At 57.3% G+C, this 12,809-nt stretch carries 10 protein-coding genes; 6 read left to right on the plus strand and 4 right to left on the minus strand.

Annotated features, from left to right (window positions below; genetic code table 11):
- Positions 1 to 507: a pantetheine-phosphate adenylyltransferase gene (gene coaD, locus VF694_RS15880; RefSeq protein ID WP_003802378.1), complete on the plus strand. Its 507-nt coding sequence runs from the start codon at positions 1 to 3 to the stop codon at positions 505 to 507.
- Between the two features lie 85 nt (positions 508 to 592).
- Positions 593 to 850, plus strand: a complete 258-nt coding sequence (locus VF694_RS15885; protein ID WP_003802379.1) for a YfhL family 4Fe-4S dicluster ferredoxin — start codon at positions 593 to 595, stop codon at positions 848 to 850.
- Positions 851 to 920: 70 nt separating this feature from the next.
- On the opposite strand, the gene VF694_RS15890 is transcribed toward VF694_RS15885, so the two are convergent.
- Both VF694_RS15890 and VF694_RS15895 read right to left on the minus strand, forming a co-directional pair.
- The gene (locus VF694_RS15890; RefSeq protein ID WP_003802380.1) at positions 921 to 1,319 is read right to left on the minus strand and encodes an MOSC N-terminal beta barrel domain-containing protein; all 399 of its coding nucleotides are present in this window, start codon (positions 1,317 to 1,319) and stop codon (positions 921 to 923) included.
- Complete coding sequence (locus VF694_RS15895; protein WP_440164892.1) at positions 1,316 to 4,012, minus strand: AsmA family protein; 2,697 nt, start codon at positions 4,010 to 4,012, stop codon at positions 1,316 to 1,318. Before VF694_RS15895 ends, VF694_RS15890 begins: the two co-directional genes overlap by 4 nt.
- 273 nt (positions 4,013 to 4,285) lie before the next feature.
- Here VF694_RS15895 and VF694_RS15900 point away from each other — a divergent pair, with 273 nt between their 5' ends.
- Positions 4,286 to 5,566 (plus strand): bifunctional O-acetylhomoserine aminocarboxypropyltransferase/cysteine synthase, encoded by a 1,281-nt coding sequence (locus tag VF694_RS15900; RefSeq protein ID WP_003802382.1) that lies wholly within the window; start codon positions 4,286 to 4,288, stop codon positions 5,564 to 5,566.
- 147 nt (positions 5,567 to 5,713) lie between these two features.
- On the opposite strand, the gene VF694_RS15905 is transcribed toward VF694_RS15900, so the two are convergent.
- A complete protein-coding gene (locus VF694_RS15905) occupies positions 5,714 to 6,130 on the minus strand; it encodes a YidB family protein (RefSeq protein WP_003802383.1) in 417 nt (138 codons plus the stop codon).
- A gap of 221 nt (positions 6,131 to 6,351) precedes the next feature.
- Here VF694_RS15905 and VF694_RS15910 point away from each other — a divergent pair, with 221 nt between their 5' ends.
- Positions 6,352 to 7,272, plus strand: a complete 921-nt coding sequence (locus VF694_RS15910; RefSeq protein WP_059318297.1) for a delta(1)-pyrroline-2-carboxylate reductase family protein — start codon at positions 6,352 to 6,354, stop codon at positions 7,270 to 7,272.
- Between the two features lie 125 nt (positions 7,273 to 7,397).
- Positions 7,398 to 8,138, plus strand: a complete 741-nt coding sequence (locus VF694_RS15915) for a flagellar brake protein (protein ID WP_003802386.1) — start codon at positions 7,398 to 7,400, stop codon at positions 8,136 to 8,138.
- Here VF694_RS15915 and VF694_RS15920 read toward each other — a convergent pair.
- A complete protein-coding gene (locus VF694_RS15920; RefSeq protein ID WP_003802388.1) occupies positions 8,135 to 8,749 on the minus strand; it encodes a nucleotidyltransferase family protein in 615 nt (204 codons plus the stop codon). The two genes, VF694_RS15915 and VF694_RS15920, sit on opposite strands and share 4 nt — an antisense overlap.
- Positions 8,750 to 9,241: 492 nt before the next feature.
- Between VF694_RS15920 and VF694_RS15925 the strand changes: the two genes are divergently transcribed.
- Entirely contained in the window at positions 9,242 to 12,580 is a 3,339-nt protein-coding gene (locus tag VF694_RS15925) for an autotransporter domain-containing protein (RefSeq protein ID WP_440164893.1), read from the plus strand.
- Positions 12,581 to 12,809: the final 229 nt, after the last annotated feature.

Genomic DNA, 12,809 nt, shown 5'->3' on the forward strand with positions numbered 1-12,809 from the left:
ATGATCACAGCTGTTTACCCCGGCACCTTCGACCCCCTGACCCGAGGCCATGAAGACTTGGTCAGGCGAGCCGCCAACCTTTTCGATCACGTCGTGGTCGGTGTGGCCTCCAGCCAGAACAAACGCCCCTTCTTCACGGTAGAAGAGCGTGTGGAAATTGCCTCCGAAGTGCTCAGCCACTACCCGAACGTGGAAGTAAAAAGCTTTTCGGGCCTGCTCAAGGATTTTGTGCGTGAACAAAATGGTCGCGTCATCGTACGTGGACTGCGCGCCGTCTCCGACTTTGAATACGAATTTCAAATGGCGGGCATGAACCGCCACCTGCTGCCCGAAGTCGAGACCATGTTCATGACCCCTTCGGACCAATACCAGTTCATCTCCGGTACCATTGTGCGCGAAATTGCCATCTTGGGCGGCGACGTAGGTAAATTTGTGTTCCCGTCCGTAGAGCGTTGGCTGCAAACCAAAGCCAAAGAACGCAATCAGCAAGCGGTTTCGGCGACCTGAACTCGCCCTGCACAGCGGTCCGTACTACACTGTAGGGTGACCGACGGGTCAATTCCAAAGACCACGCTTATCAGGACACTGCGCTATGGCACTGCACATTACAGAAGAATGCATCAACTGCGACGTATGTGAGCCGCAGTGCCCCAATCTGGCCATTTACATGGGCGAGGAGATCTACGAGATCAATCCCAACCTATGTACCGAGTGTGTCGGCCACTTTGATGAACCACAGTGCGTGGTGGTGTGTCCGGTCGAATGCATTGAGGTTCACCCTCAGCACCAGGAAAGCCAGGAAACCCTGCTCGCCCGCTACCATCGACTGCAAGCCGAGTCCACTTCCTGATGGAACCGTCATAAAAAAACCCTGCTTCTGGCAGGGTTTTTTTATGACTGAACGCCGCCACAGGGGGCATTTACGGGGAGGTAGCCAGACGCTTTAACAAACGTACTGGCTGGCCGATATAACGACTGAACCACTGCGCCGGCAAATCGCCCTCGTCGATCAATTGCACTGGCTGGCCGTTTTCCTGCCACATGGAAAACGAGTCAGGATCGTCTTCAATGACGTCTACCGCTATATCCAGACGCAACATGCCGGGAGCACGCAGCACCAACTGCCCAAAGCGCAGCTCCATGCTTAGTTCAGCCAGGACAGGCAAGGCCTGCGCGCCCAGAACCTGCCCCTGTTCATCGCCCAGAACCCAACGCTCCTGGCATGCCAGCGCCTTGCTATCGCTGAGCGCTGGCCCCCCTTGCAAAAGACAGACCGTGTCCAGTGGCTGGCCCGCATTCAGGCTGGCGTCCTGACTCATTGCTTGAACCATTGCTTCATGGCCTCACCCAGAGTTGGGGGCACTTTGGCTGCCAACTCGTCCTGAATGGCCTGTTTGACCTCAGCCTTCACCTCTGTCGTGGTTTCTGCCTTGGCCTGCGAGGCCTGTTGACTCAACAAGTCCAGCAACCCGTCTTGCAAGGCTTTTTTAATCGTGTCGCTGGCGATGTCCTTCCACTGAATCTGGTAGGACAATGCAGCCCAAGGCCCGGAGATGTGAATGGGGATCGACACATTACGCAGATCCTGCAAAGACTTGCGTTCATCAGCGGACAGACTGTTAGGGTTGAGGCGTGCCTGCAACGTCACCTCTGCCTGCTGAGTCACCAAGTCCAGCTTGGACCCCTTGGCGGCCGTGACATTCAAGAGAGGGGTCACGGCCCGGAAGTTGCGGAACGTGGCCTGCCCTTTCTTGATATCCAAGCTGCCTTGCAGGCGTTTTAACACCGTACGACGCAAGAGATCGGACTCGGGCAGCAACAAGGGAATCTGGCCGCTGAAGGCATTACGCACCGCCTCGTTGATATCCCGTACGCTTTGATCCAGATCGACACTACGCCAGCTGCCGTCGAGCAGATCCAGGCTCAGGCCCCCTTCCAGCGCATTCAGGCGCTCTTGCTGCGTGGCCCCCTGGGTCTTCAGATTCAGATCGACATTGCCTTTGCCGGCCAGATAATCATTGCCGAAAGCGTCCAGCAGCAGCGAGCCCAGTTGCATTTGCTGCAACTTCAGACCCAACTCCAGGCGTTTGCCCGGCTCTACCTTGGCCTTGGCCTGGAGCTGTCCTTCGTAGGCTTGCGCGGTGAACTGCGACAGATTAATCAGTTGTCCCTGATTCTTGACTTGAGCCTTGACCTGATCCATGACCATGCCCAGGCTGCGAAGCTTCTCAATCTCAACACGCAGATCGAAACTCATGGCATCCAGCCAGGCATAGGAAGCGGGTTGCGCATCCTCCTGCTCGGCCGCTACTGGCGGTTGGGCGGGGTCCGCGGGCTGTTCCTGCCCGGCTTCCTGCTCCTCGGCCTGTCCGGTCGCTGGCTCTGACTCATCAACCACCTCCGCGGGGGGGACCACCTCTGGGGCGGTTAGCCAGAAAATCGAGCGCAGCTCATCCAGATCGAGCTTGTCTGCCTTTAGCACAGCGGCCAGCAAGGGGCCTTTGCCTTTATCCTGAACACTGATATCCAGCTTGCCTTGAGCCTGCTCGATGTTGCTGCTTAGCTGCGCCTGGTATTGCTGCTTGCCTTTGTTCAGATCCGCCTGTCCGCTCAACGGCATCTCGAAACGGCTGCCCGCATCGGCCTCGTCCTCGACGCGAATGCTAGCCTGAATTTCGGGCAGACGCAGCCATTCATTCGACGGCTGCCATTGCATGGGCGAACTGGCCTTTAGTTGAGCGACACGACTGCCTTGCTTGACCGCTCCATCGAGCTTGGCCTGCTCAAACAAAAGCGCCTGGCTGTTGCCGGACAAGCCCTGCAGCGTCAAGCCCAGGCCCCAGACCTTGGGACCGCTTACTTTCAGGCTGGCCACCACGGGTGCGCCTTCGGCCTGGGCAGGCGAGACCTGAATGCGGGGAACGTCCAAGGCCAGATCCAGGTTCTGATCCTCGTTTTTGCCGCGGATACGCAAGGCCAGTTTCTCGAACGACACCAGATCACTGTCGCTGTCGATCTGCATCTTGGGCGTGTTCAAGGACGCATTCAGATCGCTGACCGGATACGAGCCCAACCATTGGCCTTGCAGTTGAGTATCCAGATTGGTGGCGTTGAACTGACGCTGCCCAGCCTTGTACGCCACATTGCCTTTGAGTGTCAGGCTTTGCGCCCGCAACTCGTCCAGATCGCCTACAAAGCTCAGGTTCAGCTTCTGCGCTGCGTATGATTGCGAGGCGGGGTCCAAACTGAGCTGGCCCTGCCCCTCCAGCGACCCTTCGGCCACTGGATAGTCGCCCGACAGCCGGCTTTTGAAGGCCACATCAAAAGGCTGGCCGAACGTCATGCGCCCCGTATTTACTTCCAGCTGCAGCAAGCGACCAATCACATTGCTGCGCTTGCTGAAGTAGTGAATTTCGCCCCCTTTCAAGCTCAGACCCGCAATGTCGATCTGAAAATCCGTCTCGCTGCCCGAACGCTTGGCAATCAGCTCGGGCACTGGCGAGGACTCGGGGGACGGCTCAACAGATTTGTCCTGTGGAGCCTCGGCCGCCTGCGCAGCAGGCAACAAGGACACCCCAGCACGGGCAACGGGCAGTTGAGGACCGACGGGCGGCGCTTGCAACAGGTCATCAAAGTTGAATGCACCCTGCTCATCACGCACAATCCAGGCCTTAAAGCCCGTAACAGCGACGTGGTCCACAACCAGACGGTTGTTGATCAAAGGCCAGAGGGCGACCGCAAACCGGGCACTTTCAAAGGACGCGAAGGGATCTTCCGAATTACGGTCGGACAGGGACAGGCCCTGCACGGACAGGCCAATGCGGGGAAATAAAGAAAGTTCGATGTCACCGTCAATCTTGAGCGTACGCTGATACTTTTGCTGGACGATGTCGGCCAGCTTCTGTTTGTACGAATTGGGATTGAAGGTCAGCAGGAAAATTGCCCCGCCAACCACTGTGACAATAGCCAAAACGACGAGGCTGAATAAGCCCCGCTTAAACCATACTTTCATGTAAGCCTCTAGGACCTCGGGGAAGGATGCAACATGCCATCTGCCCGGATACGAAATGCTACCCTATGTCGGGGCATTGCGAAGTAACGAAAATAAGAAATATCCACCTGCTCCTTAAAAAGCGGTGTCGTCTGTCAGCAATCCCTTATTATTACCTTAAGAAATAAAGGCATAGTATTAATGTCTTCGCCCTTAGATGCATTTGCGCACATACAAGGGTTATGCTTGCTCTGTCTTATATAAGCCACTTGATAATCAATTCCAGAATAAGCCATGAAACTAGAGACTCTTGCCATTCATGCTGGCTACCAGCCAGACCCGACCACAAAAGCTGTTGCTGTCCCGATTTATCAGACCACTTCCTACGCTTTCGACAATACGCAACACGGCGCGGATCTGTTTGACCTGAAGGTTCCCGGCAATATCTACACCCGCATCATGAACCCGACCAATGCCGTGCTCGAAGAGCGTGTAGCGGCACTGGAAGGCGGGATTGCAGGTTTGGCAGTCGCCTCTGGCATGGCAGCCATCACGTATGCTATCCAAACGATTGCCGAGGCCGGCGACAACATTGTGTCCGTCAGTAAACTGTATGGTGGCACCTACAACCTGTTCGCACACTCCTTCCCGCGTCAGGGCATTACGGTCAAGTTTGCCCCGCCCAATGACATCGAAGCGCTGGAAGCCCTGATTGATGATCGCACCCGTGCCGTTTTCTGCGAAACCATCGGCAACCCGGCCGGCAACATCATCGATATCCGCGCCCTGGCCGATGCTGCGCACCGCCATGGCGTGCCACTGATTGTAGACAACACCGTCGCGTCTCCTGCACTGTGCCGCCCTATCGAACACGGCGCTGACATTGTGGTGCATTCGCTGACCAAATACATGGGTGGTCACGGCACCACCATCGCTGGCATGGTGGTGGATTCGGGCAAGTTTCCCTGGGCCGAACATAAAGACCGCTTTGCCATTCTCAATACCCCCGACCCTTCCTACCATGGCGTGGTCTACACCGAGGCCTTCGGTCCGGCTGCCTTCATTGGCCGTTGCCGCGTGGCTCCGCTGCGCAACACTGGCGCAGCCCTGGCTCCCTTGAGCGCCTTCCAGATTCTGCAAGGCATCGAAACGCTGCCTTTGCGCATGGAACGCCACACGGAAAATGCCCTGAAAGTGGCCGAGTACCTGAACAAGCACCCTCAAGTGTCCTGGGTCAAGTATGCAGGTCTGCCCGACCATCCCGACCACGAGCTGGCCAAGCGCTACATGGGCGGCAAACCCGCTGCCATTCTGTCCTTTGGCATCAAGGGCGGCATTGAAGCGGGCACTCGCTTTATCGACGCGCTGAATCTGGTGCTGCGCCTGGTCAATATTGGCGATGCCAAATCCCTGGCCTGCCACCCGGCCAGCACCACACACCGTCAGCTCAATGCGCAAGAACTGGCGGCAGTGGGAGTCAGCGAAGATATGGTGCGTCTGTCCATTGGTCTGGAGCACATCGACGACATTCTGGCCGATCTGGAACAAGCGCTGGCTGCTGCAGCACGCGGCTAAGACAAAAAAAATCGGTACTGGCCGTCGCGCTCATACCGATTTGTCTGGCTCACATCAAAAAGCCTGGAATCGGTACGACACCCATTCCAGGCTTTTTCATTTTTTTCTTCCACGGCCCGCGGCGGGCCGCGCTCACGGCATCAATTCTCAGGGTTTGCGAAACAACTGCGTCAAGCCACCCAGCAAACTGCTGGCATCGGTAATATGGGATGGGTCAAACTGGCCATTGGGACTGGCCTGATTGATCAGGGAAGGCAACATGATTCTCAGGTTCTCCAACACGCTTTGCTGGGTCAAGCCCGACAAGTTCACCAACTGCGTGATCGCGGGCTGCCCCATCACTCCCAACAGATCTTGCTGAGCAATGTCCTGGTTGCTGCCCTGCGAAATCCAGGACGACACCACTTCCCCAAAACCACCGGCGCGAAAACGCTCAATCAGACCACTCAGGCCCCCCGGATAGCTGCTGATTACTTGAATCAGGGCAGGCAAGAGCGCGCCCTGCTCCTTGGATTTGGCATCTGCCGACGACAAGGCCGACACAACAGAATTAAGCAAACTCATTATTTTTCTCCCCAATGCACGGCACCATGCGGGCCGGTACTGATATCAGGCCTCATTATGCCGTGCTCACCCTGCAGGCGGGGCGGATTAATTGTCAAGGTGGGTCAATGGCCGCGTAACGCCCCAAGCCTATTGCCCTGGGCAACGCCTACGCTACACTGGTTTACCGATAGCTTGGCACGGTGTCTTGGCCAACAGACCGACTCAATGGAGATTCTGGAATGATGCAAGCTTCCTATACCATCCTGTCCGCTCAAGAAACTGCTCGCGCTTTGCCCTATCCAGAGCTGGTCGCCCAGCTTGGCATCGCCGTAGCCCAATCTGCCGCCGGCACTATCGTCGCCCCCGCCCGCCAGGTGCTTGACTATCCTCAAACCGGGCGAATGCTGTCCATGCCCGCGGTTTCGCACGATATAGGCGTGCACAAACTGGCCAATGTCATGCCGGACAATCCGCAGCAGGGCCAGGGCACTATCCAGGGTCTGGTCACTGTGTACGATGCCCACAATGGTCTGCCCCTCTTGATTCTGGATGCGCCCACCCTGTCCGAGCGTCGCACCGCCGCTGTGTCCATGCTGGGCATCCAGGCGCTCTGGCCCCAAGGGCCCGAACACATCACCCTGCTGGGTTACGGCCAACAGGCACGGGCTCATTGCGAGGCCATCATGACGCTTTACCCCAAAGCCGAGGTCACCCTGACAGGCCGCAGTCTGGAGCGTGCCCGCGCCGTCACCGCCTCTTTGCAGACCCGTTTCGGAGCAAGGGTCCAGGCAGCGGCAAGCGTGCCGGAAAAGACCGATGTGCTGATCAGTCTGACCTCCAGCCTGACACCGGTCTATCACGAACCAGCCCGACTTGAGCGCCTGTTGATCGGCGTAGGGGCCTTTACACCTGAAATGGCCGAGTTCGAAGCCCACACCGTCCTGGCCAGCCGCCTGTATGTAGACGATCTGACAGGCGCCCGAAAAGAAGCGGGAGACCTGCTTCAGGCTGACGTAAATTGGGATCAGGTTCAGGGCATACACCAGGTTTTGCGCAGCCCGGCGCCCAAAGACAAACCCGTGTTCTTCAAATCCGTCGGCTCCGCTGCCTGGGATTTGGCGGCCGCTCGTTGTGCCTTGCATCAGCGCCAGCAGATCTGAAACCCCAGGCCTCAATACTTAAGGGGCAAATCAACGGACCGGGCACACTAAATCGCGTCCAGAGTGTTACTCTGGCGCGTACAATCCCTTACAGTCACTTACCGATCTCTTTTTGCCGCGCTGCCATGACCTCTTCGCTCCCCCCTCTTGAAGACGATCCATTTCAAATCCAATCGAAGTTTGAAATCCTGCGTGTTTTACGGGCTATTGAAAAAGGCGGCCTGCTGTTGCACATGGAAGCCAACCACGGCAATGACCGGATTGTGACCACCATTTTGGATATCGATCTGGACAATAATGTGGTGGTGATCGACACCGCTAACAAAGAAGAAAAAACCCGAAATCTGCTGCAGTCCGAACACACCAGCTTTGAGACCTCTGTCGACAAGATCAAAGTAACCTTCCAGGGGCCCAAGCCCGAAGTGGTGACCTATGAAGGACAACCGGCCTTGGCCATCCCGATCCCCGAATCCATTCGCCGTTTGCAGCGACGCGAATTTTTCCGCGTGAGCGTACCGGTCAGCGAACCGGCCATGGTGATCCTGCGTCTGAATAACGAGGCAAAGAGTTTCATGCTGCACGATATCAGCGGCGGGGGCTTGTCGTTGGTCGACGAATCCCAAAGTCTGGCAGAGGTCATTGGTGCACATAAAACAGAGTCCCTGCTGGAGCTTCCTCAGGCAGGCTCTTTTGTCGTGGCGCTACAAGTGACACGAACCGAAACGCAACAACTGCCCAATGGCAAACAGATTCAACGCCTGGGCTGTACGTTTATTGACTTGTCTGCCTCCACGCAAATGGCCATCCAACACTATATTGGTCGCCTGGAGCGCCAGCAGATCGCCAAACAGCGCGGACACGGTTAATTCGAGTCAGGGGACATTCCCAGATCACTGGGAATGTCCACATCACGCAAGATCCCCTCATCCACCAAGGGCAGGAACAGGGTCTGATCCCTGTTGGCTTGCAACAAGCCACGCGCGCCTTGCTCATCGGGCAATGTCAAAAGCGCCTGCTGCCAGGCCAGACCAAAGCCAATCGGATTGCCCGTCTGCCCGTTCACAACCGGACGTACTATCCCAGCGCCATCCTGCACGGCCTGAGCGACCGCCGCTACTGTACTGGGCCGTACCCAAGGCATATCCGCCAACAAGACGACATAGCCATAAGAAGGCCGACTCGCCTGTATCCCGGCTTTCAAACTGACCCCCATGCCGCGCGTCGCGTCTGGCGCCGGTACAAAAACGAGCGGTAAATCGCCCAGCTCACGCCGCAGAAGCGGCTCATGAACATCGCAGACCAGTAGCACTTCATCCAGCACGGACAGCGCAGTCTCACAGACACGGCGCACCACCGTTTTGCCATCATCCATCCGGGCCAGCAGTTTCAGGCACTGACCTGAGGGATCGAACCGAAGACCCACACCGGCGGCCAGAATAATGCCCGTCACCCCCGAGACCCGCTGCTGTCCAACCATTCAATCTCCTTTACACTTCTGCGTGAGCCTACTGCGGCTCATTGTCTTTCACGATCAGCCTGAACAATACAAGTGATCGAGGCCAACAAGGCTCCCACAAACCGGGCTTCCAGTACATCGTTAAAAAAAACGGCAAATCCCTTGGTACTGTATCAAGGCCACAAGATCAAAGCATCGGACCCAGCAGGGAGATGGACTCAAAGAAACACCAAGAAGGATTAAGCCCGCAGGACGCCCTCCAAGAGCAGGTCGAGAACTGACTCTGAGAGAGCCAGCCGGGTAAGGCAAGCTCCCATTCAAACCTTAAGCACCCCAGCCCAGGCCCCGTTTAAAAGCACTGCCCGCCTATTTAAAACAATAAGTGTCCATTTAAAACAATCTGCTATATTTTCCCCACACTAGCTCAACGTCATCTTCTCGTGCAAGGCTCTCCTTGCCAACCTGAATGCCTCAGGCTCAACAAACTGCTTCCTCCACTTCAGGGGCTCCTCCGTGCAGACACTATTTCGCGCCTTGAATACCCGACCCGCCATGACACCCAACAGGCTATGGGCAGCACTGACACTGGCTATTGCCCCCCTGTCCGCTCACGCTCTGGAAGACAGAACCGTGGAGAACGCTGCCGGGCGCAGCGTATTCATCGCCCGGTTTTTCGACATTGGCGACGGCTCCTTTGACAATGACAACACCTCATTCTGGAGCTGGGAAGGCCATCAGGCCTACAAAAACGAGATCGTCGACGGCCTGGGCTATTGGGCGGAAATAATTCAGCCTCAGGGCAACAAGCCCGCCACCATCGTGAACATCGGCACGGTCGACATGCCGGGCAACGCCTACGGTGGCTCCCCCGTGGCCCAAGGGGGGCACAGCGCTTTGACGCAAATGCAACAAAACATCTTTGGTCTGTCACCCTCAACCGGCACCCTGCCCTTGGGCGGCCACGGCTTTTTTGGACTGGGCCAGGATGACTACGCACTCAATCCCGCTCTGACCCAAACGCCTCTTAGCGGCAAAGACAGCGTCCTGCTGACGGCCATACACGAAATTGCCCACGGTCTGGGCGTGTTAAGCAGCGTTGAAGACAAAGGCAATCTAGACGAATACAAGCCTTATTTTGAAAGTGATTTGAGCAGCTGGACGCAACTGCTCCGGGACGACAACGGCAATCCGGCACGCGCAAACCAAAAAATTGTCTGCAGTGCTTGCAACAACACCTACGACCCCGATGCGTTTGATCTACGCCAGGACAAAGGCTATCTGACCGGGACTCACATCGAACAGGTGCTGGCCGGTGGCCTGCGCGGTGTCCCTGTCAAGATACTCGGTGAGGAGGGAGGCGTAGACGATAACTTCATGAGCCATATCGAACTTCGCAACAGCGTCATGAGCCACCAGAGCTACCGCAACTATTCGGGCTTCATGGAGGCTGAACTGGCCGTCATGCAGGATCTGGGTTACACCATCGACCGGGCCAATTTCTTTGGGCGCTCCATCTACGGCGATGGCCTTGATCTGGTCAACACACAGGGCTTCTTTGAGCGCAATGCGGCGGGCACACAGTACCTGACTGGCCGCTACAACCTGTCGACGCTGGGTCTGGGCCTGCACATTTATGGCAGCAACAACCAGATCCGGCAAGCGGCAGACCTGCTGAGCGCAGGATCGGGTGGCGCAGGCATACGGGTTGATGGCGAAAACAACACCGTCATTATTGAGCCCGGCGTCAAAATCCACGCCAATGGCCTGAATGGACAAGGCATTCAGTTTGCCTACGGTCGCGGACACACACTGGTTCATCGCGGCGATATCCAGGCCAGCGGACCGCAAGGCGTCGGTCTGCGTTTTGATTTCGGCACCAATTCACTGGGCAACCATACCGAGCGACGGGGCTCCTACCTACGCAGCAGCGAGGGGGCCGATCTACCCCTGCTCCCTGAACTGAACGGCCCTCTGGTCCAACAAGCCGATATCAGCGGGAGGGTAGCCGGCCAAGAGGCCGCCATTCTGATTTCTGACAATGCCTACGTGGGACGGATCAACCTGATGCAGGGCGCCCAACTGGAAGGCGATATTATTTCGCGTTATGCGCAACGCGACGATACTCAGCAACTGCGCCTGACCACTGTGTCGTTTGGCCAGGCAGCGGACCGCGAAGGCCGCAGTATCAATCAGCCCGATGCGAGCTTTAACTTCAGCTACGCAGGCAATATCACTGGTAAAGACAATCTGACCCTGTCCTTTGACGGCGGAACCAGCCAGTTGGACGGAAACTTGCTCGTGCACAGTGCCACCATTCACGAAGGCGCTACCTTCAAGGGCAATGCGAGCTTCGATCTGGCCAGCGGCAACACACTGTTGAACGCCGGCACTCTGGCGCCTGGACACTCAACCGGACGCATCAGCGTCAAGGGAGACTTCCAGCAAACCGCAACAGGTCAACTGGAAACCGAGTTCGACAGCAACGGTGCCCACGACATACTGACCATCAGCGGCAAGGCAGAGCTTGCCGGCACCTTGAGCCTGCAGCCCCTGGCCGACTGGTATCAAAACTCGTGGGCAGTTGACACTGCGTCGCTGGTGGAGGCGAACAGCTACAGCGGCAAGTTCGACACCCTTCAGATCCACGCGGTATCCCCCACCTTGTCCTTTAATGCCGACGCCCTGGGCAATGAGCGCTACCGCTTGTCAGCTCACCGAGCCGACTACGCCTACAGTCAGTACGGCCAGAACGACAACCAGCAACAAGCCGGGCAAGCTTTGTTCAAGCTAGCCTTAGCCGGTCCTGCATCCGCCCAGCCCCTGTTCAGGGAGCTGGACTTCTCGGCGAGGAACGGCTCCCTGATCCGCGATGCCCTGGACCAGGTTTCGCCAGCCAGCTACAGTGCAGCGATGGCCGCCTCCCTGACACACGAGCGCGAAATCATGCAAACCGCCCGCCAGGGTTTTAGCCAAAGCATGGCGCGCCCCGGCAAAGACTGGCAAGGTTACGCCTTGATATCGGGTTCAAGCGCCGATCAGAGCACACGGGGCTCATTGCTTGGCTACGATGCCAACAGCTATGGCCTGATCCTCGGGGCCGGACGCAGGCTGGAGTCAGCACCTGATCTCGCCGTGGGTGCTCAACTGGATATTTCGGATCTGTCGGTCAAACCCGATGCTCCTTATGGCGGCAAGAGTAAAGCCACTGCGTTCGGGCTTGCGGCGCATCTGCAGTATCGTCCTGCTGCCCGCCACGGTCTTTTTGCGTTCAGCGGGCTGCGTCTGGGCCTGGAGCACGCTGATATGCGTCGGCACATCAGCCTGGGCAACTACCAGGCAAGCCACTCGTCTGACTGGACGGGCCGTCAATTGTCGCTGGATGCGGGCACAGGCTACCTGTGGCCGATCAGTCCGTCTTTGTCGGTCGGCCCTGTGATCAGCATGAACTATGCCTGGGCATCGCGGCCTTCTGTCGACGAATCGGGCAATGCAGCCACACGCCTTCAGCTGGAGAGCAAACGTGTTGACGCCTTGCGCTCCAGCCTTGGTCTGAGCGCTCTATGGAACCAAGACCTGGATGATGGCAGCAAACTGGCTGTAAATGTCGACCTCGGCTGGAACCACGAATGGTTGGACCGCGACCTGACTCAGGCTGCGCATTTTGCGATTGCCTCCTCGGACACCGCGTTTAACACCCGTAATCATGTGCTCCCTCGCGACACGATGAGCGTGCAAGCCGGGCTGAGCTGGCAGCGTGATGAGCGTCTGTCGATTGGCACAGGCATCCGCTCACAGTTCGGGGGTGGATATTCATCACTGCAGGGACAAGTCAACCTGCGCTGGGCGTTTTAAGTGTTGAGCCTGACAGGAGCTCGCGAGGGCCTGTGTCGTGAGAGACAACGAAGGAACGCACGTGCACGTGCAATGTGGGGGGAAACGAGCGGCGCACGTAGACGCGAGAGAGAAGAAAGGCAGGGGTATGTGGTGCCAGACGTATAAAGACATCGAGGGCACGAAAAACCTTGGGAGCCGGGGAAGGCGCTGACGCGCCTACCCGGTTCTAAACAAGGCGTTTTACAGC

This window comes from Alcaligenes sp. Lyrl_28 (assembly GCF_051948705.1).
In the GTDB taxonomy this organism is placed as follows: domain Bacteria; phylum Pseudomonadota; class Gammaproteobacteria; order Burkholderiales; family Burkholderiaceae_B; genus Alcaligenes; species Alcaligenes ammonioxydans.

Excerpts from the sequence above, each read along its gene's own strand:
- VF694_RS15915 (WP_003802386.1), top strand. The coding sequence starts at position 7,398 with ATGACCTCTTCGCTCCCCCCTCTTGAAGACGATCCATTTCAAATCCAA.
- VF694_RS15890 (WP_003802380.1), bottom strand. The coding sequence starts at position 1,319 with ATGAGTCAGGACGCCAGCCTGAATGCGGGCCAGCCACTGGACACGGTC.
- VF694_RS15895 (WP_440164892.1), bottom strand. The coding sequence starts at position 4,012 with ATGAAAGTATGGTTTAAGCGGGGCTTATTCAGCCTCGTCGTTTTGGCT.
- VF694_RS15885 (WP_003802379.1), top strand. The coding sequence starts at position 593 with ATGGCACTGCACATTACAGAAGAATGCATCAACTGCGACGTATGTGAG.
- VF694_RS15920 (WP_003802388.1), bottom strand. The coding sequence starts at position 8,749 with ATGGTTGGACAGCAGCGGGTCTCGGGGGTGACGGGCATTATTCTGGCC.
- VF694_RS15910 (WP_059318297.1), top strand. The coding sequence starts at position 6,352 with ATGATGCAAGCTTCCTATACCATCCTGTCCGCTCAAGAAACTGCTCGC.
- VF694_RS15900 (WP_003802382.1), top strand. The coding sequence starts at position 4,286 with ATGAAACTAGAGACTCTTGCCATTCATGCTGGCTACCAGCCAGACCCG.
- coaD (WP_003802378.1), top strand. The coding sequence starts at position 1 with ATGATCACAGCTGTTTACCCCGGCACCTTCGACCCCCTGACCCGAGGC.
- VF694_RS15905 (WP_003802383.1), bottom strand. The coding sequence starts at position 6,130 with ATGAGTTTGCTTAATTCTGTTGTGTCGGCCTTGTCGTCGGCAGATGCC.